The organism is Sphingobium sp. RS1 (assembly GCF_056156825.1).
This window is the reverse complement of the sequence record NZ_JBLZXE010000003.1, coordinates 822960-847214: the sequence shown is the minus strand read 5'-3', so window position 1 is coordinate 847214 and position 24255 is coordinate 822960. Positions and strand designations below refer to the sequence as shown.

General features: G+C 65.0%; 17 protein-coding genes. 4 read left to right on the top strand and 13 right to left on the bottom strand.

Annotated features, from left to right (window positions below; translation table 11 throughout):
• The first annotated feature begins 230 nt into the window (after positions 1–230).
• From ACNHGR_RS23725 to ACNHGR_RS23710, 4 genes are all read left to right on the top strand, one after another.
• Positions 231–3428, top strand: coding sequence for an efflux RND transporter permease subunit (locus tag ACNHGR_RS23725; RefSeq protein WP_475289400.1), 3198 nt, complete (start codon positions 231–233; stop codon positions 3426–3428).
• Positions 3421–4626, top strand: coding sequence for an efflux RND transporter periplasmic adaptor subunit (locus tag ACNHGR_RS23720; RefSeq protein ID WP_184273955.1), 1206 nt, complete (start codon positions 3421–3423; stop codon positions 4624–4626). The genes ACNHGR_RS23725 and ACNHGR_RS23720 overlap by 8 nt, the downstream gene beginning before the upstream one ends.
• Complete coding sequence (locus ACNHGR_RS23715) at positions 4616–6028, top strand: efflux transporter outer membrane subunit (RefSeq protein WP_475289399.1); 1413 nt, start codon at positions 4616–4618, stop codon at positions 6026–6028. Before ACNHGR_RS23720 ends, ACNHGR_RS23715 begins: the two co-directional genes overlap by 11 nt.
• A 293-nt stretch (positions 6029–6321) precedes the next feature.
• Positions 6322–7110: a Ros/MucR family transcriptional regulator gene (locus tag ACNHGR_RS23710; RefSeq protein ID WP_475289398.1), complete on the top strand. Its 789-nt coding sequence runs from the start codon at positions 6322–6324 to the stop codon at positions 7108–7110.
• 50 nt (positions 7111–7160) lie between these two features.
• Here the strand turns inward: ACNHGR_RS23710 and ACNHGR_RS23705 are convergent, their stop codons facing one another.
• The 13 genes from ACNHGR_RS23705 to ACNHGR_RS23645 form a co-directional block, all read right to left on the bottom strand.
• Entirely contained in the window at positions 7161–9032 is a 1872-nt protein-coding gene (locus ACNHGR_RS23705; RefSeq protein ID WP_475289396.1) for a bifunctional sugar phosphate isomerase/epimerase/4-hydroxyphenylpyruvate dioxygenase family protein, read from the bottom strand.
• A 93-nt stretch (positions 9033–9125) separates the two neighbouring features.
• On the bottom strand, positions 9126–9998 hold the full coding sequence (locus ACNHGR_RS23700) for a shikimate dehydrogenase (RefSeq protein ID WP_475289395.1): 873 nt from the start codon (positions 9996–9998) through the stop codon (positions 9126–9128).
• A gap of 71 nt (positions 9999–10069) precedes the next feature.
• The gene (locus tag ACNHGR_RS23695) at positions 10070–13018 is read right to left on the bottom strand and encodes a TonB-dependent receptor domain-containing protein (protein WP_475289394.1); all 2949 of its coding nucleotides are present in this window, start codon (positions 13016–13018) and stop codon (positions 10070–10072) included.
• A 100-nt stretch (positions 13019–13118) separates the two neighbouring features.
• Positions 13119–14417 (bottom strand): MFS transporter, encoded by a 1299-nt coding sequence (locus tag ACNHGR_RS23690; RefSeq protein ID WP_475289392.1) that lies wholly within the window; start codon positions 14415–14417, stop codon positions 13119–13121.
• Complete coding sequence (locus ACNHGR_RS23685; RefSeq protein WP_475289391.1) at positions 14414–14872, bottom strand: type II 3-dehydroquinate dehydratase; 459 nt, start codon at positions 14870–14872, stop codon at positions 14414–14416. Before ACNHGR_RS23685 ends, ACNHGR_RS23690 begins: the two co-directional genes overlap by 4 nt.
• Before the next feature lie 98 nt (positions 14873–14970).
• Positions 14971–16071, bottom strand: coding sequence for a hypothetical protein (locus ACNHGR_RS23680; protein WP_475289390.1), 1101 nt, complete (start codon positions 16069–16071; stop codon positions 14971–14973).
• Positions 16068–16598: a DUF3237 domain-containing protein gene (locus tag ACNHGR_RS23675; protein ID WP_475289388.1), complete on the bottom strand. Its 531-nt coding sequence runs from the start codon at positions 16596–16598 to the stop codon at positions 16068–16070. The genes ACNHGR_RS23680 and ACNHGR_RS23675 overlap by 4 nt, the downstream gene beginning before the upstream one ends.
• A gap of 4 nt (positions 16599–16602) precedes the next feature.
• On the bottom strand, positions 16603–18210 hold the full coding sequence (locus ACNHGR_RS23670; RefSeq protein WP_475289387.1) for a carboxylesterase/lipase family protein: 1608 nt from the start codon (positions 18208–18210) through the stop codon (positions 16603–16605).
• The gene (locus tag ACNHGR_RS23665) at positions 18210–19217 is read right to left on the bottom strand and encodes an alpha/beta fold hydrolase (protein WP_475289386.1); all 1008 of its coding nucleotides are present in this window, start codon (positions 19215–19217) and stop codon (positions 18210–18212) included. Before ACNHGR_RS23665 ends, ACNHGR_RS23670 begins: the two co-directional genes overlap by 1 nt.
• Before the next feature lie 243 nt (positions 19218–19460).
• A complete protein-coding gene (locus ACNHGR_RS23660; protein WP_475289385.1) occupies positions 19461–20117 on the bottom strand; it encodes a TetR/AcrR family transcriptional regulator in 657 nt (218 codons plus the stop codon).
• 120 nt (positions 20118–20237) lie between these two features.
• Positions 20238–22202: a TonB-dependent receptor domain-containing protein gene (locus tag ACNHGR_RS23655; RefSeq protein WP_475289384.1), complete on the bottom strand. Its 1965-nt coding sequence runs from the start codon at positions 22200–22202 to the stop codon at positions 20238–20240.
• Between the two features lie 214 nt (positions 22203–22416).
• Positions 22417–23286, bottom strand: a complete 870-nt coding sequence (locus tag ACNHGR_RS23650; protein ID WP_475289382.1) for a LysR family transcriptional regulator — start codon at positions 23284–23286, stop codon at positions 22417–22419.
• A gap of 92 nt (positions 23287–23378) precedes the next feature.
• Positions 23379–24248: a Rossmann-like and DUF2520 domain-containing protein gene (locus ACNHGR_RS23645; protein ID WP_475289381.1), complete on the bottom strand. Its 870-nt coding sequence runs from the start codon at positions 24246–24248 to the stop codon at positions 23379–23381.
• Between the last annotated feature and the right edge of the window lie 7 nt (positions 24249–24255).

The window sequence follows — 24255 nt, the reverse complement described above, 5'->3', positions numbered from 1 at the left end:
CAAAGATATCAATCAAGCTTTATTAGATATTGGACACAAAATAGACAACTGCCCATAGGCCCGATCAAGGGTGGCGTTTTGAAACCATAATATGTCCCCGGTAAAGGGTGACGCAGACGATGGCGGTTCTTTCCGCCCGATGCGTTGTTCCCCCATGACCCAACCGACGGAGAGGCGAATATCCACTATCCGGCGATGTCGGCCGGCGCGACGAAGGCAGGAGTCCTGGTTTGATCGGTATCGTCAAGGTTGCGCTGAACCGGCCATTGACCTTCATCGTCATGGCGATCCTGATCGCGATCGTCGGCATCATGGCGGCGGTGCGCACCCCGGTCGACATCTTCCCCAATATCCGCATCCCGGTGATTGCCGTGGCCTGGCAATATGCCGGCCTGCCGCCGGAAGAAATGGGCAACCGGATCATCAGCCCCTATGAGCGGGTGCTGACCACAACCGTCAACGATATTGAACATATCGAGAGCCAGTCGATGCAGGGCATCGGCATCGTGAAAATCTATTTCCAGCCGGGCGCCGACATCCGCACCGCCACCGCACAGGTGACGTCGATTTCGCAGACGGTGCTGCGCCAGATGCCGCCGGGCATCACGCCGCCGCTGGTGCTGAACTACAGCGCGTCCACCGTGCCGATCCTGCAACTGGCGCTGTCGGGTCAGGGCCTGTCGGAACAGCAATTGTTCGACCTTGGCCAGAACCAGATCCGGCCGTCTCTCGTCACCATTCCGGGCCTGGCCATGCCCTTCCCGTCGGGCGGCAAGCAGCGGCAGATCCAGATCGACCTCAATCCCGTCGCGCTCCAGTCCAAGGGGCTGACCGCACAGGATGTCGGCACCGCGATCGCCGCGCAGAACCAGATCAATCCCGCCGGCTTCGTGAAGATCGGCGCGACCCAATATAGCGTGCGGCTAAACAATGCGCCCGGCACGATCGAGGCGCTCAATGACCTGCCGGTCAAGGTGGTGAATGGCGCCACCATCTATATGCGCGACATCGCCTATGTGCGCGACGGCAACGGGCCCCAGACCAATGTCGTGCATGTGGAAGGCCGCCGGTCGGTGCTGCTGACCGCGCTGAAGAACGGTGCAACATCCACATTGGCGATCGTGGACGGGGTGAAGCAGGCGTTGCCCAAGATCAGCGCCACCCTGCCCGACGGGCTGAAGATATTGATGATCGGCGACCAGTCGCTGTTCGTGAAGGCGGCGGTCGAGGGCGTGATCCATGAAGGTGCGCTGGCCGCGGCGCTGACGTCGCTGATGATCCTGCTGTTCCTGGGTAGCTGGCGGTCCACCGTCATCATCGCGCTGTCGATTCCGCTGGCGATCCTTGCGGCGGTCGCGGCGCTGGCGATGTTCGGCCAGACGCTGAACGTCATGACACTAGGCGGGCTGGCGCTGGCGGTCGGCATCCTGGTCGACGACGCCACGGTGACGATCGAGAATATCAACTGGCATCTGGAACAGGGCAAGGGGGTGGTGGAATCCATCCTGGACGGCGCGGCGCAGATCGTGACGCCAGCCTTCGTATCATTGCTGTGCATCTGTATCGTGTTCGTGCCGATGTTCTTCCTGCCGGGCGTCGCGGGCTTCCTGTTCGTGCCGATGGCGCTGTCGGTCGTGTTCGCGATGATCGCATCCTTCATCCTGTCGCGCACATTGGTGCCGACCATGGCCATGTATCTGCTGAAACCCCATGTGGAGCATGGCGACGCGCATATGGCGGGCAGCGCCACGTCGCGGAATCCGCTGGTGCGGTTCCAGCGCGGGTTCGAACGGCAGTTCGAGAAGGTTCGCCAGAGCTATGTCGGGCTGCTGCGCGGGGCGCTGAATGCGCGCAAGCCCTTCCTGCTGGGCTTCATGGGCATCGTCATCCTGTCCTTCGGCCTGCTGCCGATGCTGGGCAGCAATTTCTTCCCGGCGGTGGATTCGGGCCAGATCGCCATGCATGTGCGCGTGCCGGTGGGCAGCCGGATTGAGGATACCGCCGCCCGCTTCGAGCGGATCGCAGCCGCGGTGAAGGACATGGTGCCGGCGCAGGAACTGGACGCCATCACCGACAATATCGGTCTGCCGGTCAGTTCCATCAACACCGTCTATAATAATAGCGGCACGATCGGTCCTCAGGACGGCGACATGATGATCGCGCTGAAACATGGCCATCGCCCGACCGACGAAATCGTCGGCAAGCTGCGCGAGGAACTGCCCCGTCGCTTCCCCGGCACCAGCTTCGCCTTCCTGCCGGCCGACATTACCAGCCAGATCCTGAATTTCGGTGCGCCCGCCCCGATCGACATCCAGATCGCCGGCAAGAATGCCGCCGCCAACCGCGCCTATGCGCAGAAATTGCTGGCGAAGGTCGCGACCATCCCTGGTCTGGCCGACGCACGCATCCAGCAACCGGGGCGCTCGCCGCAGCTGGACGTCGATGTCGATCGCAGCCGTGCGGGTCAATATGGCCTGACCGAACGTGACGTGACCACCAGCCTGGCCAGTTCGCTGGCCGGGACGGCACAGACCGCGCCGGTCTTCTTCGTCGATCCCAAGAGCGGCGTGTCCTATCCGGTGGTGGCGCAGGCACCCGAATATCTGGTGGGATCGATCAGCGACCTGTCCAACGTGCCGGTATCGGCGGCCGCGGGCAGCAATGGCGCGGTGCAGCCGCTGGGCGGCCTTGCCACGATCGAGCGGTCGAACACGGTGCCGGTGGTGTCGCACTATAATATCGCGCCGGTGCTGGACATCTATGCCACGGTGCAGGGCCGCGACCTGGGCGCGGTGGCGGGCGACATCAATGCCGCCATCAAGGCGCTTAAAGCGGAAGAGCCCAAGGGTTCGACCATCACCATGCGCGGCCAATATGCGACGATGAATACAGCTTTCTCCGGCCTGGGCTTTGGTCTGGCGGGCGCGATCGTGCTTATCTACCTGCTGATCGTGGTCAATTTCCAGAGCTGGGTCGACCCGTTCGTCATCATCACCGCCCTGCCCGCCGCGCTGGCCGGGATCGTGTGGATGCTGTTCGTGACCGGCACCACCTTGTCCGTTCCGGCGCTGACCGGCGCGATCATGTGCATGGGCGTGGCCACGGCCAACTCGATCCTCGTCGTCAGCTTCGCGCGGGAGAAGCTGGCCGAGCTGGGCGATGCTACCGCCGCCGCGATGGAGGCCGGCATGGTCCGCTTCCGCCCGGTGCTGATGACCGCGCTGGCCATGATTATCGGCATGGGTCCGATGGCGCTGGGCCTGGGCGAAGGCGGCGAGCAGAATGCGCCGCTGGGCCGCGCGGTGATCGGCGGCCTGATCTGCGCCACGATCGCCACGCTCTTCTTCGTCCCCGTCATCTTCAGCTTCGTCCACCGCCGCCACAAAGCCGCCGCCCCCCAGATGGAAATGCAGCCCAGCCATGCATGATATGACCCCCGAACAGGACCAGACCGCCAGCGGCCCCGACAGCCGCACATTGAAGCGCGTCGGCATCGGCGCCGCCGTGATCGCCATTGCCGTCGTCGGCGTGGGCATGGCGACCCGGATCAGCGCGACCAACGAGTTGCGCGGCACCGCCGAAAAGGCCGCCATCCCGTCCGTCGCGGTGGTATCGCCACAGCGCGATGAAAAGGGCGGTGCGCTGGTGCTGCCGGGCAATGTCCAGGCCTATAACAGCGCGGCCATCTATGCCCGGACCAACGGCTATGTCAGCCGGTGGCTGGCCGATATCGGCGACAATGTGCGGGCGGGCCAGTCGCTCGCCGTACTGGATGCGCCGGAAATCGATCAGCAGCTTGCCGCCGCGCAAGCCGATTACCAGACCGCGCTGGCGCAGCAGCGACTGGCCGACACGACCGCGAAACGCTGGGCCGTGATGCTGGCCAAGGACGCGGTGTCGAAGCAGGAATCGGACGAGAAGAATGGCGATCTGGCCGCGCGCACGGCGGTGACCAACGCCGCGCTGGCCAATGTGAAGCGGCTGCGCGCGATGCAGGGCTTCACCCGGCTGGCTGCGCCCTTCAATGGCGTGGTGACCAGCCGCGCGGCGCAGATCGGCGCGCTGGTGGTGGCGGGCAATGCCGCGTCGCAGCCCCTGTTCACCGTGTCCGACGTGCATCGCATGCGCATCTATGTGCGTGTGCCGCAGGGCTATTCGGCGCAGGTAAAGCCGGGCATGCCGGCCACGCTGACGCTGCCCGAATATCCGGGCCGCACCTTCACCGCCACGCTGACCAGCAGCGCCGGGGCGGTCGATGCGCAATCGGGCGCGGTGCTGGTGCAGTTGCAGGCCGACAATCCCGATCGGGCATTGAAGCCCGGCGCCTTCGCGCAGGTCAGCTTCAATGTCGGCCAGGGTGGCGGATCTGCCGTTTCGGGGGGCATGACCCTGCCGGGCAGCGCCATCCTTTACGGCAATGACGGCCCGACCGTCGCGCTGGTCGGCGGCGACAATCGGGTGACCGTGCGCCCCGTCACCATCAGCCGCGACGAAGGCGCGACCGTGCTGGTATCGGGCGGGATCAAGGCGGGCGACAAGGTGATCGATTCCCCGCCGGATTCGATCCAGTCGGGCGACCGGGTCAATGTCACGGCAGGTGGCAAGGGCAAAGCGCATGCGGGGTAAGCGGATGCGGCGCATGTTGGCGGGCCTGACCCCTGGCCTGCTGGGCGCCTGTTCGATGGCGCCGGCCTATCAGCCGCCACAGATTACCGCGCCACAAGCCTATAAGGAAATGGAAGGCTGGACGCAGGCGACGCCGATGGACACGGCGCCGCGCGGGCCGTGGTGGAGCATGTTCGGCGATCCGGTGCTGGACGATCTGGAGACGCGGGCGCAAGCGGCCAGCCCGACGCTGGCGGCGGCGCTCGCGCGCTACGATCAGGCGCGCGCGGTGGCGCGGGTGGAAGCGTCCGACCTGATCCCGACCGTCGGCGTGGGCGCCGATGGCAGCCGCCAGCGCGTGTCGGGCAACCGGTTCCAGGGCAATGGCACGGCGCAGACCTATAATGACTATTCGGTCGGCGCGGCGCTGGACTATGAACTGGACCTGTGGGGCCGCATCCGCAACAGCGTGAAGGCGGCGCGGGCCGACGCACAGGCGAGCGAGGCCGATCTGGCCGCCGCGCGGCTGAGTTTGCAGGCAGCGGTGGCCGATGCCTATGCGCGGCTGCGCGGGCTGGATGCGCAGGCGGACCTGCTGCACCGGACGGTCGAGGCGTTCGATCGCGCCTACCGGCTGACGGACACGCGCCATGAGGGTGGCATCGCGTCGGGGATCGACGTCAACCGCGCGCGCACGACGCTGAGCAATGCCAAGGCGCGGATTTCGGCCGTGGCCAATGAACGGGCGGCGACCGAGCATGAACTGGCGGCGCTGACCGGCGCCGTCGCCTCCGACTTTGCGATCGCGCCCAAGGTGCAGCCGCTGAACGCGCCGGATGTGCCGGCCGGTGCGCCCTCCGCATTGTTGCAGCGGCGGCCCGACGTTGCGGCGGCGGAACGGCGGATGTTTGCCATGAATGCCCGCATCGGGGTGGCGCGCGCGGCTTTCTTCCCGTCGCTGACGCTGGGACTGAGCGGTGGCTGGCAGACCACCCATGGCCAGTTGCTGTCGACGCCAACCAGCGTCTGGGGCCTGGGGCCGCTGGCAGCAGCGCTGACCCTGTTCGACGGCGGCCGGCGCAAGGCGCAGGTGAAATTGTCGCGCGCCGACTATGAGGAACAGGCAGCGACCTATCGCGAAACAGTGCTGGGCGCCTTCCGCGAGGTCGAAGACGGCCTTGCCGCGCTGCGCCACCTGTCGGTGCAGCTGGTCGACCAGCGCGATGCGGCACAGGCGGCGCAAAAGACCAGCGATCTGGCCTTCACCCGCTATCGCGACGGCGCATCCGACTATCTGGAAGTCGTGACGGCCCAGACCGACGCGCTCGACGCGCAGAATGCGCTGCTGAGCGCGGAAATCGCACGGATGCGGGCGAGCATCGCGTTGGTCAAGGCGCTGGGTGGGTCGAACACCCCTGTTTGATCGGGACAGCAGACGGACGGCGACCGGTGTGTCGCCGTCTGATCGCGTCAATAGCGCATCAGCTTCTTCTTCGCGAGAACAAGAAAAACCGGCCATGATATCCAAATCTTTGATGATCTGGATCAATTGATGCACTGCAATATCCGTCCACAGGACCGAACCATGGCGATGTGGCGCCATGGACCTTTCACTAAGCCGCTTTGACAACTGGACCGGATGACGGCAAAAGGGCGCTGGCCCCATATATCATGAACCACCCCTTTTGGGCCGACTTGTCTGGATAGGATATCATCATGGCCGACACCGAACAGCCCGATTATACGAGCCTGACCGTCCAGTTGCTGAGCGCCTATGTCGCCAACAACACAGTTGCCAGCGAAGATCTGGCAGCGCTCATCCAGTCGACGCGCGCCGCGTTGATCGCGGATACTGTCGCAGCCGAACCCGAAACGGTCGAGTATGTGCCGGCGGTGAGCGTACGCAAGAGCCTCGCGTCGCGCGAGCATATCCTCAGCCTGATCGACGGGCGGCCGTACAAGACGCTGAAGCGGCATCTGGCCACCCATGGGCTGACGCCGGCCGATTATCGCGCGCGCTACGGCCTGCCCGAAACCTATCCGATGGTGGCGCAGGCCTATTCGGACCAGCGCCGCGCGGTCGCGCAGAAACTGGGCCTGGGGCAGCGCGGAACGCAGGCCCGTGCCGCTGCCGCCAGCGCCGCCGCTGCATCGGTCGAGGCGAAGGCGCCCGCCTCCAAGGCGAGCAGCGCCAAGGCGGCCAAGCCCGCCGCCGCACCGAAGAAAAAGGCGAGCGGCAAGGCGGTCGCCGCTGCACCGGCCAGTGCGCCCGTGGTCGCCGAACCCGTCGCGCCGGCACCCAAGCCCGCCGCCAAGAAGGCTGCGCCGGCAGCAAAGGCACCGCGCAAGCCCAAGGCCGAAGCTGTTGCCAAGCCCGAAGCCGCGCCGACAGAACCCACCAAGGCGAAGGCCGCCGAAAAGAGCGCCGAAAAGGCACCGGCTCCCGCCAAGGCGCCCCGCCGGAAGCTGGGCATCAAGGCGGAGAAGGCAGACGCCGCGTCCTGATCGATAGAGGCAGGCGCCGCCCCCGGTGACGGGGCGGCGCCTGCCTTCGCTCAGGCCGGATCGACCGCCCGATATTTGTAGCGCTCCTGCGCGGCGAGGCGGATGCTGGCGTTGGGCGCGCCATAGCCCTGATAATCATGGCGCTCGACAAATTCGAAGAAGAAGCGCTTGTGGAAAGCGCGGCTGTAGAGCTGGAGATAGTCTCCACCGGCGCCATCGGCATCATAGAAGATATTCGCCTGCGCCAGCGCATCGCGCCGCTGGTCGTCAAGGCCGAAGCGGGCGGCGACATCATCATGATAATTGGCCGGGATCGGCAGTATTTCGGCGCCATCCCGTAGCATATGGCCCGCCCTGGCCAGAAGATCGGGCGTTGCGAGCGCGACATGCTGATAGCCACCGCCGACATTATGTTCGACGAAGCGCGATGACAGGGTGCCGACCGCCTCCGATGCGTTGAGGGTGATGCGCAATGCGCCGTCAGCCGATTGCAACGGCTGGCTGAGGACAAGGCCGGACGGGTCGATCACGTCCGCCTGAAAACTTTGCTGAAGGCCGAACAGGGAGCGCCAATATAGTTGCCAGGAGAGATATTCCTCGATCCGCACGACGGCGGCGAGATGATCTATACTGAGCGGGGTGGCGTCGACCGGCGCTCCGGTCGGGCGGAACTCCCGGTCCCACATGGCATCGACTTCGTCCTCGCCGATCAGATAGACGAGGCTGCCGCCGATGCCGCGCAGCGCCGGAAAGGCGAGATTGCCGGGCGCATCATGATCGTCCACCGTGCGGATGCCGAGATGGGCCGCGCGGGCCGCCACCGCATCCCGGTCTGGCACGACCAGCCCCATGGCGCAGATGGACGCGCCATGTTGCTGGCGAAAATCATGACCAAAGCCCTCCGCCTGCGCATTGATGACCAGATTGACCGATCCCGCCTGCCAGCGGCTGACCGCCTTGGTCGGATGGGTGCCGGTGCGCACGAAACCGAGCGAGCCGAACATGGTCTCCAGCGTCGGCACATCGGCGTCGGCGACGGCAAATTCGACGAAGAGCGGATAAACATGGGGCGGCGGCGGGGGCACGGCGGCAGGCCGGTCCAGCAGGCGCAGCGCTGCATCCTCTACATGGCGGAGCGAGCGCAGGCCATCGGCGGCGATCAGGTCGGCGGACCATCCGCGAAAGCGATCGTTAAAGATTTCAAGCGAAAGTGGCCCCTGATAGCCTGTGGCCAATATTTCAGCGACATAGGCTTCAACCGGCAATCCGCCCTGGCCGGGGAAATTACGGAAGTGGCGGCTCCAGTAGAGCAGGTCCATGTCCAGTTTCGGCGCATCGGCCAGCTGCACGAAGGCGATCTTGTCGCCGGGAATGGCCCGGATGCTGTCGCTGGGGATGCCGCGCGACAGGGAGTGGAAACTGTCGAGGATGATGCCGACATTGGGATGGTCCACCGCTTCCACGATCGACCAGGCATCGCGATGGTCGAAGACATGGCGACCCCAGGCGAGCGCTTCATAACCCACCATGATGTCGTGGCTGGCGGCAAGGTCGCCCAGTTGCTGAAAGTCGGCGACGATCCGGTTGCGCTCGCCCAAGGCGTGCGGCGAGCAGTTGGAGCAGACGAGGATGTGGCGGGCGCCCAGCTCGCCCATCAGGTCGAACTTTGCCGCCGCCCGGTCGAACGCGCTCTGACGCATGGCGCCGGGCATGCCTTCGAAATCGCGGAAGGGCTGGTAGAGCATGCAGGACAGGCCGAGATCGTCCAGCATCACCCGCACTTCGCGCGGGCGCAGCGGCGAGGCGATCAGGTCATTCTCGAAAATCTCCACCCCGTCGAAGCCGGCCGCAGCAGCCGCGCGCAATTTCTCCTCCAGCGTGCCACTCAATGATACCGTCGCGATGCCGAATTGCAGGGTCATGGCGTGGCTCTCCTCCTTGCCGCATCAATGTAACGTACCGGATGGTTCATAAACGACAAGCCGGTTGCGACCAGCCGACCGGTCGCGCGCATATCACCCGGCCAGCGCGGCACGGAAGCTGGCACCCATGCGGGCGGGATCGGCGATCAGGCCGGTAAAATGCTGGAAGGCGCCGACCGCCTGGAAGATGGTCATGCCGCTGCCGTCCAAAGTGGTGCAGCCGACTTCCCGCGCTTCGCGCAGCAACTGGGTTTCCAGCGGGAAGTAGACGATGTCGGTGACCCACAGTCGGGGGTCGAGCAGCGCGCGGGGGATGGCCGATCCGGGATGGACCGCCATACCCATGGGGGTGGCGTTGACGATGCCATCGGCGCGGGCGAGTGCCGCAGCAAGATCATGCCCCACGACTGCCCGGCCAGCGCCATGGGCGGCGCAGAGCGCGTCGGCGAGCGCGGTGGCGCGGTTGCTGTCGGAATCGAACAGGGTGAGCTGCGCCACGCCCAGGTCCATCAAGGCATGGGCGGTGGCCGCCCCTGCCCCGCCGGCGCCCATCTGCACCACACGGTCGATGGCGGTCCCGTGCGGCAGGCCGGAGCGCAGATTTTCGGCGAAACCGGTAACGTCCGTATTATAACCGATGCGGCGACCGTCGCGGAAGACGACGGTGTTGACCGACCCGATCTGCGCCGCCTGTGGCGAGAGGTCATCGAGATGGGCGATCACCGCCAGCTTGTAGGGGTGGGTGACGTTGACGCCGGCGAAACCGGCCAGTTGCAGGGCGTCGAGCAGCCGGGGAAGGTCGCTGCCGTCCATGCCGTCCGCCGCAAAATCGAACAGGCGGTAGACGAGGCGCACAGCCTGCGCGTCGGCTTCGCTTTCATGCAGGCGCGGCGTCAGGGATGCCTGGATATCCCGCCCGATCAGGCCGGTCAGATAGCGGGCGGGGGCGGAGCGGGGCTGGGTCAATGGTGGATCATCCGATTGGGAGAAATGTCCCCGCCGCCCGGATGGACCGGGCGGCGAGGCAGGGGGAGAGATCAGAATTTGAACTTCGCGCCGACATAGAAGGAGCGGCCGACCATATCGTAAGTGCCCGCATCCGTGCCGTTCTGCGAACTGGCCACGAAGGGGATGCCCTTGTCGAACAGGTTGGTGATGCCGCCGCGCAGCTGCATATTGTCGTTGATGTCGAGCGTGGAGAAGATATCGAACAGGTTGTAGGGCTTTACCCCGACCTGCTCCGCCGCCGGCGTCGTGATGGCGCTGATGTCGCGCAGCTTGCCCTGATAGCGCCAGCGCAGACCGATGCCGAAGACGTCGGAGCTGTAGCCGACGGTGGTGAGCGCCTTCCACTTGGGCAGCGGGCGGCCCGGCGTGCTGGTGCCGACGAAATCCTGCGCCGCAGTGCCGGGCAAGGTCTGAACCTTATAATGGTTCAGCCAGCCGATCGCCGAGGACGCGTAGATCTTGCCCGAACCGTCGCCGATGCCGGCCTCCGACAGTTTCAGCGACCAGTTGACCTGCACATCGACGCCGTCGGTATCGAGTGCGCCAAGGTTCAGATAGGGCTGGGCGATGGCGACAAGCTGACCGGTGGGATCGCGCTGCACCAGCTGGCAAAATTCGTTGCTGTTGGAATAGCTGCTGTTCGATCCGTCCAGATTATAGCATTTGGCCAGCACGGTCAGGCCATTGATGGTCGAGATCACATTGCTGATCTTGATGTTATAATAGTCGACCGAGAAGGAGAAGCCCGACAGCCAAGGCGACGACAGCTTCGGATTGAAGACGAAGCCGACATTGAAGGTATTCGCCTTTTCCGGGGTCAGCGCGCTGTTGCCCTGGATATTGCCGCCGGTGGCGGTGGTGGCAAACTGATAGGCGTCGATCGCGGCGGCCGGGATGCCCTGCGCCAGGCAGAGGTCACGCACCTGCGCGCCATTGGCGCCGGTCCGGGCCGAGGAGCGGACGTCGCACGGATCGCCGATAGCGGCGGGCGGCGTACCGATCGCCAGCTGCGATCCGGTGACGGGCGAGAAGAGTTCGCCGATATTGGGCGCTCGCACCGCGCGCTGGAAGCTGCCACGGATCAGCAGCGCGTCCACCGGTTGCCAGCGGGCGTCGACTTCATAGCTCTTCACGCTGCCGGTCGTGTTGTAATCCGAATAACGGAAGGCAGCGCCGACACCGAGTTCATGGAAGAAGGGTGTATCCGACAGCAGGGGCACGTCGATCTGCGCCGCGAACTCCTTGACGCTGATCTCCCCCTGCGCCGGATTGGAGCCGACGACGGCCTCGATATTATTCGACACCAGATCAGGGCTGGGATCATATTTGTACGTATTCTTGCGGTAGCCGGCGAGCAGGGCAAGCTGCACCGGGCCGGCGGGCAGATCGAACAGCGGACCGTTGACCTGACCCTGTACCTGAGTCTGGGTCAGCCGTTCGCGGTTTTGGACAGTCGCGGTGATATATTGCTGGCATTCGCGCGACAGGCTGGTCGCGTTGGTGATACCGAACGGGTTGAAGCCGCCGGCGCAGAGCGACGCGCCGCCATCGGTGGCATTGAGCAGGGTCTGGACGCGCGACTTCAGCACCGCGTTGAACATCGACTGGTTATGGACCGTCTCGTCATAGGAGACGAAGCCATCGAACTTCCATGACCCGGCGATCGTGCCCTTCAGCCCGCCCAGATATTGCTGGACCCGGTAATTTTCCTCCCACCCCTTATCGCCGACACCGACATAGCGGGCGCTCCAGCGGAAGGGCGCGTCGGGATTGGCGCGCGAAGCCAGCAGCGTGCGCAGGTCGGTGGGGATGAAGGGATTGGTGACCGGAATGGTGGTGAAGGGGGCAAACTGCGTCAGGCTGCTGCCGCTTTCGGTGGTGACGGTGGAGTCGACATAGAGGAACTGGCCATAGGCGGTCAGGGATTCGGTCAGGTCGAACTCGCCCTTGGCAAAGGCGGACTTGCGTTCGAAGGCGTTGAGGATCTGAAGCTGCGGGCCGACCGGCATGCGGACATTGCCGCCGACCACGGCATAGGCGCCGTCCGTCGGCCCCTTGTAGTTGATCGCGCCGGTCTGGACGAAGAGCGTGCCGTCATTGTTGAAACCGAGGTTGAGCGTCGGGTTGATCGCGCTGGTCGCGCCATAGCTGGCGAACAGACCATTGAGGACCGCCTGATTGGGCAGGTTCAGCGCATTGGGGACGAAGGCGCCGGTGCCGATGAAGGAGGAGGGCACCTTGTCCGCGAAGAAGCCACGCTGCGAGCCGGACAGCGGATCGCGCTGGCCATAGCTCAATGCCAGCATCAGCCGGCCGCGATCGTCGGCGAATTTGGTGCCCAGCGCCAGCGAGGCGTTGAACTTGCCATAATCGCCGCGGAAGCTGTTGCCATTCTGGATATCGGCGCGGATGCCGTCGAAATATTTGTCGGTCTTGAAATTGACCACCCCGGACATGGCGTCCGAACCATAGATGGCCGACGCGCCGCCGGTGATGACGTCTACCGAGCCGATGATCGATTCCGGCAGGATGTTGATGTCGACATTGCCGTTGATGTCCGACAGCGGCAGGCGGCGGCCGTCGAGCAGGACGAGGTTGCGGTTCGAACCCAGGCCGCGCAGGTTGAGCGTGGCGCGCCCGCCGCCGCCCTGACCGCCGGTGCCGGCATTGCCGGACGGGGTGAAGCCGGGGAGTTGATTGAGCGAATCTTCCAGCGTGATCTGGCCGCTCTGCTGGACCAGTTCATCGGAGACGGTGACGATCGGGCTGACCGCGACATTGTTCGGGCGGGCGATCAGCGATCCGGTGACGACGATGTCGGCGGTGGCCGGTTCAGCCCCCTGCGGTGCAAGCGCGGCAGCCGCTTCTTCCGCTGGCGCAGCCTGATCCTGCGCCCAGAGCGGCGAGGCAAAAGCGCCCAGCGCCAGTGCGGCCAGCGATCCGCCGAGGCGAAGCTGCATGGTGAAACCTGTCTTCATTTCATCCTCCCTTTATTATTACTAACTAGTTCGTACATAAACTTGCGCGACCCGAGGCTCTATTGGCCCTTCGGGCTATGTCTTGTGTCTTATGCGCCGGTCAGTCCATTTCCACCCGGCGCACATCCCCCACGATGAAGATATAGGCGGCAGCCCCGACCAGCGCGAGCACCCCGATAAAGGCCAGCGCGCCGTAGAAGGAACCGGTCTGCCCCACGATCACGCCCACCACGATCGGCGTCACGATGCCCGCCAGATTGGCGCAGAGATTGAAGACGCCGCCGGTCAGGCCGACAAACTGGCGCGGGGCAACGTCGGAAATCAGCGTCCAGCCCAGATTGACCATGCCCTGCCCGAAGAAGGCGATCGACATGATGGCGATGACCAGCGTATTGCTCTGAACGAAATTGGCCGCGACGATGGTGGAAGCCAGCAGCAGGCCGGCGACGATCGGCAGCTTGCGCCCGATATTGGCGGAACCGGTGCGGCGGATCAGCAGGTCGGACACCTGCCCGCCCAGCAGCACCCCGGCCGATGCGGCGATATAGGGCAGCACGGCGAAGGTGCCGGACTTGAGCCAGTCCATGCCCCGCTCGGTCGCGAGGTAAGTGGGGAACCAGGTCAGGAAGAAGACCAGCGTGGAATTGCCGCAGAACTGGCCGATCGACGCTCCCAATATCTGACGCTTGCGCATCAGCTTGCGGACATTGGCCCAGGAGAAGGGGATTTTCTCTTCCGTCTTCGCCACGGTCAGGCCGCCGCCCGCCTCAATATAGGCGAGCTCGGCGGCGTTGATGCGGCTGCTTTCGCCCGGATCGCGATAGCGGGCATACATGAGCAGGCCGAACGCCATGCCCAGCGCCCCGGCGATCAGGAACAGCGCGCGCCAGCCGAAGCTGCCGACCACCCAGAACAGGACCGGCGCGAAGAAGGCCAGGCCCGCATATTGCCCCACGGCATAGACGGAATTGGCCCGCGCCCGTTCATCCTGCGGGAACCAACTGCTGAGAATGCGGCTGTTGCACGGGTAGCAAGGTGCTTCCGCCATGCCCAGCGCCAGGCGGAAGCCGAACAACATTGCCACATTGCCGGCTAAACCGTGGAGCAAAGTGAAGAAGGACCAGAGGATCAGCGATCCGGCATAGGTGATGCGCGTGCCGAGCCGGTCGAGCAGCAGCCCGCCCGGAATTTGGGACGCGGCATAGGTCCAGGAGAAGGCCGAGAAGATGAAGCCCATCATTTCCGGCGAAATGCCCAGCTCCGCCGTCAGCGACGGGGCGGCCACGCCCATCACGGCGCGGTCCATATAGTTGAGCAGGGTGGCGACGCTGATGAGCGCCAGCACACCGATGCGCGCGCGGGTGGGGCGCAGCAGCGCGGCAGGATCGACCGCCCTCATGCCGCATTCCGCCGCTGGCCAAGGTGCAGCAGGTGGCGCACGGCCAGCGCATAACCGTCCGTCCCCATGCCCGACAGTATCGCCGTGGCCGTGCGGGTCATGATCGAGCGAGTGCGCCATTCCTCGTCCCGGCGATGGATATTGGAAATATGGACCTCCACGATCGGGCAATCGCACATTTTGAGCGCATCCAGCATGGCATAGCCGGCATAGGAAAAGGCCGCTGGGTTGATGACGATGCCCATGGCGCCGACGCGCGCTTCGTGCAGCCAGCCGACCATCTCATGTTCGGCATTGGTCTGGCGGAAAATCAGGTCGACGTCCCAGCCTTCGGCTTCACGCCGGCAGGCGGCTTCAACATCGACGAGCGTCTCGGTCCCATAGATATGCGGTTCGCGCACGCCCAGATGGTCGAGATTGGGGCCGTTCAAGATATAGATGCACTGCTGGCCCATGACTGGCCCGATCCTCCCCGTCCGCCGGAATATATGTCCCGATCTTGCAGAATCATGTCTACGCCAGTCCGGGCGGTTCGGCAAGCAAAATGTACTAACTAGTTCATACCATTTTTCGGCAGGCGATGGATGGCGATCCGATCGGCTTGATAGGAACCGAGCCAGAGGTCGTCGCCCAGCAGCACGGCCGCCGATACGCCGTTGAAGACCGGATCGGGCGTGCCATAGGCGATCAGCGAGAAGCGGCGGCTTTCCGGGTCGAGCTGCGCCACGGCATAGCCGCGATGGCAGAGCATGCCGTCAGCGACGCCGTCGATGACCTGGCGCAAGCCGCCGCAGGCCGGTTCATCGCGCACCATGCCGGCGAGCAGCAGCCGGTCGCCGTCCCAATGGATATTGTCGGGCATGAATTCGGGCGCCTGCGCGCGCCAGAGCGGCTGGCGCGTGTCGTTGCGGGCATAGGTGACAACCTCCCGCAGGCCGAAAGCGATGACGTAGAAGCCGCTGTCGTCGCGTGCCGTTTCCAGCCCGTTATTGCCGGGCAGTTCGGTGCCGGGCAGCAGGCGGAAGGCGCGATCGCGCGGGCCGCGCTGGTAGACGCCGCCGGTCGTGCGGCCGAGCACGAAGTCGGTGATGCTGGTGCCGGGACGCGTCAGCACCGTGGCCAGCACGGTGCCGTCGCTGTAAGAAGCGACCGCATTGGCGACATGGCCTGCGGGCATGGCGAGGCAGCCCTGCCAGCGCAGCTTTGGCGGCGCGGAGACGTTTCGCGCATCGATGGCAAAGACCTCGATCGCTTCACGCCCGCCATGGTTGACGACCAGCAGCCTGCCCTGCCCCGGCCCGGTCATCCGCAGGCTGAGGCCGCGCGCGGTGAAAAGCGCCGGATCGGGCGGGGTCGTACAATCGGGATAGGCCGGGTCAGGCGCGACCTGATCGGCGGCGGCGGTGAACCAGAAGCGCGCCTGCCGGGTGCGGCTGTCCACCAGCTTCAGTCCCGCGCCGGTCGCAAAGCCGCTGGCGATGACCCAGGGCGTGTCGGGGATATGGGCGAGGTCTTCAGGCTTGTTGGCACCGCAGACGAAGCGGAATTGCGCGGTGAGAGCGCAAGCCTCGGTGGATGCCGGTATGGACGATGTCGTCGCGCAACCGGCCAGAGCCAGCGCCGCGACCCCGGTAAGGATGGAAAACCGCCTCATGTGACGCGATAGACCCGGATGCGGACGGCTGGCTTGGGTGCATCCTCCGGCGGCGGGCCGAGCGTCCCGATGAAGATCGCCTGATTAAGCCAGTCATGCGGGCCGATCGGCGCCTCGAAGCTGGGAACGGTGCGCAGATAGCGGCTGGTGGCGCCGGGGACACGGCTGTTGGTCAGGCCGACATTGCGGACATGGATGAGCGTGCCATCGTCGGCGCGCATCATATAGTCGGCCTCTATCACCGTCCAGTTGTCGGCGCGCTGCAACTGCCAGTCGGCCCCGCCCGCGACGACCGTGCCACGGATACGCGGCCCGGCGAAATGGCCGCCGGTGATCGGCACGCGGCGGCGGGTGCCGATCGGGGTCGGGCCGATCTCCTGAGTCGGTTCCAGCGTCACGATGGCTTCATAGACGAAGTCGAGGCCGGGCATGTCGGGCGTGGCCGCCCCCGCCCTGCCGGCCCATGTCGATGCCGCGATGATCCCGCCCATGGCGGTCAGAACCGCCCGCCTGCCCTGATCCGTCATGCGTTCAATCCCTGATCCGGGGCTTGTCGGTCGGCGGTGGCGGCGCGTCGCCAAATAGCGGCCAGTCGGCAAAATGCGGCCATGGGATCGTGCGGCGGGTCTCGCCCAGTTGCAGCACCATGGGCTTGCGTGGGCTGAAGGCGGGCCAGTTCGCGCCCGGCTTGCCGGTGCGGGCGAAGGCGACCAGATGATCCATCATCTCGCCCGACAGCGCCTGATCCACCGGGGTCCAGTCACGGGTGGTGCGGAACAGGTTGAGGCTGTCCAGCGTCCCCAGCCAATAGGGGATGTCGGCGCTATGATAGGCCCCCACCGTCGCGGGATCATGATCGGCGAAGGTGACGCCAGAGCGATAGGGATGCACGCGGGTGAAGAACCAGGCGTGGACCAGCGCCTTGCCAGTGGCGCTTTGTGCCAGCGCCCATTGCGCCATCTGGGCATTGAGGGTGGAGTCGCGCTCGATATCGCGCGCCTGCCGCTGTGCCTCCTGTACTGTGCGGGCGGGATAGCGTTTCAGGATCGCATCGGCCTTGTCCGGGAACGCGCGGCGTATGGCGACTTCATAGTCGGCGACAGATGCGATGGGGCCAAGCGACCGGAAACTTTCGTCGCGGGTAAAGCCCAGCAGCAGCGGCACGTCATTCTGGCGGCCCGCGGCGAAGGCCGCGGCCGGGGTTTCAGTCACCACCTCCCCGTCGACGGTGATCGCCTTGCGGCGGACCGGCGCGGCGAGCGCGATCAGCTTGTCGGCGGGCATGTCGCGCATCTGTTCAATCGACCGGACGCCCAGCGCTTCCTGCACGGCCAGACCTTCGGCCTCTGCATCCTTGAGCGGCGCGGGCGTGCCGATGCCGCCAAAGGCGCCGCCGCTCATGCCGACGACGCGCTGGAACAGGCCTTTCGTCGCCGGACTGGCCTGAAGCAGCGAGACGGCCATGGAGCCTGCCGACTGTCCGGCGATCGTGACATTGGCGGGATTGCCGCCGAAGCCGGCGATATTGGTCTTGATCCAGCGGAGCGCCGCGACCTGATCCTTCAGGCCATAATTGCCCGACTTGCCGCCATTTTCGGCGCTGAGCTGCGGGTGAGCAAGGAAGCCCAATGGCCCGACGCGATAGGCGATCGCGACATAGACGACACCCCTGGCCGCCAGCGCCTCCCCCGCATAATTGGCCATTGAGGCAGAGCCGATGTTGAAGCCGCCGCCATAGATCCAGGTGACGACGGGATAGCCGCCCGTCGGCGCAGGGCCGGGCGGCGCCCAGATATTGAGGTAGAGACAATCCTCGCTGATCGCCTCCTCCCCGAAATAATGGTTGAGGTTGCGGGCGCGCAACGGCTGGATACATTCCGGCGCAAAGCGATCGGCATGCCAGACGCCATCCCAGCGCGCATGGGGTTGCGGGTCACGCCAGCGCAGATCGCGCACCGGCGGCGCAGCGAAGGGTACGCCCAGCCAGGCGCGCACGCCCGACGGCAGCGTCTTGCCATCGACCAGACCTGCTTCGGTGCGGACGGGATCTCCATCGGATTGTGCGACGATCTGCGCCGGGGCGGCTGAGGACAGCAGCAAGCCCAGAACCAAGCTGGGCGCCAGCAGCAACCGCCGCATCACTTCTTGCCCTTGAGCTGTGTATCGAAGAAGCGGAAGGTCAGGTCCAGCGCGCGCAGCGAAGCATCGCGGGTCGCAGCGGCATCGGCGCCGATCCAGCTATGGCCGACGCCGTTGATGATCTCCAGCGTGACCGGGACGCCGGCGCTCTTCAAGGCGGCGGCGAGTTGGCGCGACTGGTCGGCCGGCACAACCTTGTCCTCCGTGCCGTGAATCAGCAGCATCGGCGGGTCCTTCGCATCGACATGGGCGGCGGGGCTGGCGGCCTTGATACGGTCGGCCGGGCAATCGGGCTTTATGCAGTCGAGATAGGCATTTTCCGCGTTGGCGATCGCCTGCGGCATGGTCGCGAAATCATAGACGCCATACCAGCCGACGCCCGCCTGTACGCAATCGCTCTGGCTCGCATTGCTCTTGTCGTCGCCGGTCGGAGCGCTGCCGCATTGCAGGGCGGCGAGCGCCGCGAGTTGCCCGCCGGCCGATCCGCCCCAGACCGCGACATGGCTGCCATCCAGCCCGAAGCGCGTGGCATTGGCGCGCAGATAGCGGATGGCGGTGCGGACATCATCGATCGCGGCAGGGAAAGGCGCTTCCTTCGACAGCCGATATTCGAGCGAGGCGACGACATAGCCGCGCGCCGACAGGTCGGCCAGCACAGCGGTAAAGTCGCTGAACGCGCCCGACTGGCGGGTATGGCCGTTTGCCCAGCCGCCGCCATGGATATAGATGACCAGCGGCAGCGGCCCGGCTTGCTGTGGTTTGCCCTGCTGCGCCGGGCGGTAGAGGTCGAGGATGATCGGACGATAACCGGATATGGTCGAATAAGTGACATCCGCGCTGACCGTGACGCCGTTCGCCAGCGTCAGGATACGGTCGGGCATCGGATCACCCAGCGCGGGTTCGGGGGAGGTCGCCGGGGATGGCGGCTGGGCGCGAGCCGGCATGGTTGCGGTCAGGGCCGCCGTCATCATGGCCAGACCCAAAGATAGCGTGATCCGCTTGCGCATAATCCTCTCCCGTTCGCGATTCTTGTGCTAACTATTTCGTACATTGATATCACCGGCGATCCGCAAGGCAAGCGCGATGATGATACGTGGCGTTAAGAAGGTAGAAAGAAGTCGCGAAGGCCTGCACTCTGCGCCAGCCGTCATCGTGAGCGAAGCGAAGCGATCTAGGTCGCGCTACGATGGATTGCTTCGCTTCGCTCGCAATGACGAGCGAGGTTTATCTTATTTTTTGCAACCGCCCTTTCAGGCCCGGCACCAGCTTTCGACGATGTCGATGATATTGCCCCGCCGACGCGCCAATATCTTGGGCGCGGTCACATCACGTTCGAAGCCATAGGAAACAGTATAGCGGTTGGAGACATTGTAGAAGCACAGCGCGCTGATCGTCATATGCAATTCCAGCGGGTCGATACCCTCGCGGAAATGACCGCTGGCGACACCCCGCGCCAAAATGTTGCGCAACTGTTCCACCACCTTGCGATTGCGTTCGCGGATGCCGGGAATTTCGCCGATATGGGCGCCGCGCAGAATATTCTCGTTCATCACCAGCCGGACGAATTCGGGATGCTGGTGATGATAGTCGAAGGTCGCGCCGACCACGTCGCGCAAGGCTGCGTCAGGGGCCAGATCGCTGCGGGTATTGTCTGCGTCGATTTCCCGCACCGCCGTATAGGCGCGTTCCAGCACCGCACGGTACAGGCCTTCCTTGCTGCCGAAATAATAATAGATCATACGCTTGGACGCATCGGTCCGTTCGGCGATTTCGTCGATCCGCGCCCCGCTCAACCCCTTGTCAGCAAATTCCAGCGTCGCGACGTCCAATATGTTGAGGCGGGTTTCCTCCGCTTCGCCGGCCCGTCCATTCGCCTTGCCCTGCATGTTCGTCGGCGACTTGGCCACGCATCCATCCTTCTCTGTCTGCCACAGGGCATAGCTTGCCAGCGGCGCGCGGTACAAGAGAGGATCGCAGGAAGAGTAGGATGCCGCCCGCCAGACGCGACGGGCGACATTAGAGGGTGGTCAGAAGCGGACGCCTACACCCATCCAGAGACGGACCGGGTCGATGACATAGCCCGACGCATCATAGTCCAGCCGCTTGTCGAACAGATTCTGCACGCCGCCATGGACAGTGAAGGCCGGCGTAATCTTGTAGGAGGCGCCGATATCCACCACCGTATAGCTGGCGGCGAAGATGTTGGTGCCGCTGATCTGCGCCTCCGTCACCGCTTCCTTGCCGCGATAGACCGCGCGGGCGTAGGCGGACAGGCGCTGATCCGGCTTCCAGTTAAGCGAGGCACTGGCCTGCTGCTTGGGCGTATCGTTGAGCGCCGCGCCCGCCGCCGCGCCGGTCAGCTGCTCTGAATCGGTCAGTGTGCCGGTGGCATTGACGCGCAGCGTGTTGGTCAGCGGGAAGTCGATCGCGATTTCGATGCCACGTACCTTGGCCTTGTCAACATTCACATAGGTCGTGGGTGGGCGGCCGATCGAGCTCAAAGGCTCATTGATGCACCATGCGCCGGCGACTTCGCAGGTGACGCGGGTGATCTTGTCGTTGAAGCGCGTGTCATAGGCGGTCAGGCTGGCGTTGAAGCGACCGCGCGAGAAGAGCAAGGCCGCCTCGATCGTGCGGCTGGTTTCCGCTTCCAGATCGGGATTGCCATAGATGGTGCCGCCACGGCTGGACTGGCCCCAGTCGGGGATGGTCTGGCGCAGGCTGGGCGCGCGGAAGCCCTGCGAATAGCCGCCCTTGAGCGTGAAGGCCGGATTGATATTCCACACCGCATAGACGCGCGGGGTCCAGTGGACGCCATATTGCTCATCCTTGTCCATGCGGATGCCGCCGGTCAGCGCCAGACCGTCGAGCAGCTTCAGCTCATTTTCGGCGAACAGCGCCCAACTGGTGCGGGTCGTCCCGGTGGTGGTGGAACCGGACAGGAGGTTGCCGGTCAGGTCGGTCAGATCCTCATGGCGATAGAAGCCGCCCACAGTCAGCGTGTTGGACGGCAGCGGCACGACCCACAGGCTCTGCGCGACCGTGTTCTTCACTTCCTTCTGCGAGGTGACATTCTTTGCATCTTCATATTGGACGTAGGATTCCGAAGAGGCAAAGCCCCATTTGCCGCTATGGCTGATAGAGGCGACCTTGCGCTTCTGGTCCTGAATATCGACCGTGCCTTCGGGCGACGTAGTGGATGCCTCGATCGTCTCGCCGGAAATCTGGGTGACCTTCTGGCGATAATAGCCGGCCTCCAGCAGGATTTCATGATTGTCGCTGAGCGCGAAGCCCAGTTTGGCCGCCAGGCTTTCATCCTCACGCTTGGGCGTGCCGCCAATCACCTTGTCGCCTTCACGCCGGTTAATCGCGCCCTGCAACTGGATGCCGACGCCCTTCGTCACCGGGCCGGACAGATAGAAATTGCCATCGGCGAAATTGCCATAGTCGCTGCCCAATTGCATCGTCCCGTTGACCCGCGCGCTGCCGCGCCAGTCGTCGCCGATGCGCCGGGTGATGATGTTGACGACACCGCCCATCGCGTCCGACCCGTAGAGCGAGGACATGGGGCCGCGCACGATCTCGATCCGTTCGATCGCTTCGAGCGGGGGCAACTGGCCGCCTTCGCTGATATTGCCGCCATTGGTGCGGGATTCGCGCGAGGACAGGCGCTTACCATCGACCAGGATGAGCGTATATTGCGGCGCCATGCCACGAATGGAGATGTCGCGGCTATTGCCTTCGCCCGGCGTGACGGTGACGCCCGGCACTTCCATCAGCGCGTCGGTGACTTCGCGATAAGGCATGCGGTCGAGCGTTTCGCGATTGATGACGGTGATGGAGGCCGGTGCGTCACGCACCTCCTGCTCGCGCCCGGCGGCGGTGACGACGATCTGGTCGCCATCGACGGCCGCGTCAGCCGCGAAACTGGTGGCGGGCAGGAGACTGGCGGCGAGCGCGCTGCCGGCGCGCAAAAGGGTCTGGGCCTTCATGGAAAGTCCTTGGGTTGTCATACGGGACGGGCGCGCGGATGCGCCCTGGATCAGACTGCGGCAGAATGCGCAGTCCGGCGGGTAATGGTTTTTGGAAGTCCCCCGGCGCCTTTGCGGCGCTCTCAATTGCGATTGCTTCGCAGCCGCATCTGTCGCATCCCCGCCCCGATGCCAAATATCAATTTTGAATAGCGCATTTGCCCGATCTGATCGATCAGACGGCGGCGACCAACTGGTCGATCAGCCACAGGGTTGCAGGATCGCGGGCGCTGCGTTCATGCCACAGCACCCAATAGTCGAAGCCCTTGATGTCCGGCGGACAAGGCAGGCAGACAAAGCCATGCGTCCGCGCGAAACGCTGCGCTGCGCGGGTCGGCATGGTCAGGATCGCGTCAGTCGCGCCGATCAGGTCCGGCGCGGCGTAGAAATAGGGCAGGCGCGCCACCAGTTGCCGCTCCGTCGCCCGGTCGCCCAGACAGGACTGGACATGGTCGATATCGGGATCGCCGATCGTGACCGCGACATGCGGCCAGGCGAGATAGGCATCGAGCGAGGGGATGGCATCAGAGCCATGCACCGTCATGGGATGACCGGGCCGCACGATCAGCGACTGCGTCTCCCGAAAGAGATGGCGCGCATGGGTGAGCGACAGATCGGGTTCGAACCCATAGATGATGAGGTCCAGTTCGCCTGAAACCAGCTTCTTGAACATGTCGTCGGAAAAGGCGGACACATCGATGCCGCAGGCCGGTGCCACTGCACCGATGGCGGGCAGCGCGGGCGACACGACCGACAGGACGCCATAATCGGTCGCCGCGACGCGGAAATTCCGGTCCAGCAAGGCGGGATCGAAACGCGCCGGTTCCAGCAGGGTCGCGCTCATCGCCAGCCAGGCTTCGAGCGGCTGGGCCAGTGCCGCGCCGCGCTGGGTCAAGGCCATGCCGCCGCCGGAGCGGACCAGCAAAGGGTCGGCCAATATCTGTCGCAACTGGCCAAGCGCCCGGCTGACCGTCGGCTGGCTAAGGCCCAATCGTTGCGCCGAGCGGCTGACGCTGCGGGTTTGCAGCAGCATGCTGAGGGTCATCAGCAGATTGAGGTCAATGGGCTTGATCGGCTGGCTCCATGTTGCGATTTCGTCGCATTAGCTAGCACGCAAGGAGGCTTCAAGACAGGTGGTCAGTCCAGCACAGTTCGCAACGAAGGAGACACAGACTGGCCATGTTGCGCGAGCGCATCCAGCGTTGCGCCCGCCATGGCGCGATAGGCCGGGAGCAACTGGGGATGATCGGCCTTCAGCGCGGCCAGATGTCGGCCGATACTGTCTGCATCGCCGCGCAACAATGGACCGGACAGGGCGGCCATGCCACGATCCAGACTATTGTCGAGCGCGGCGCGGACCAAGGGGCCCAGCAATCCGGATGGATCGGTTATGCCCGCCGTCGACAGCGCATCGCGCGCGCCGGCGATCAGCGTGACGAGGTGATTGGCCGCATGGCAAAGCGCGGCATGATACAGGGCACGCTGCCCCTCCCCTACCTGCTCCGCCACGCCGCCCAGCAGGGCGACAAGATGCCGGGCGGCGGCAAGGGCCAGGGGATCATCGGCCGTGATGACGAAGGTGGCCCCAACCATGCGGGCAACCTCGCGCGCCGCATCGCCGGTGAAGGTCATCGCGGGATGCACCGCCGCCGTCAGCGCACCGCGTTGCTGCAAAGGCGCCAGCAGGGTTGCGCCGCTGCGGCCGCTCAGATGCAGGATGAGGGGCGTGGCGCCACCGGGCAGGCAAGCGGCAAGATCGGCCGCGACGGTGGCGATGGCGTCGTCCGACACGGCGATCAGGATCAGGTCGCAGGTCTGCGCGATCGCCGCCAGATCGGGCGCGACAACTGCGTGGCGCACGGCCGCCAGCGCATCGCGCCGGGTCGGATCACGCCCCCAGACCAGCGGGACCGCCGCCGAATGGGCGTGCAGCGCCAGCGCCATGGCGCCCGCAACGCGGCCGGTGCCGATGATGCCGATCCGGCGATAGGAAAGCACATTGTGCATGGCGGTG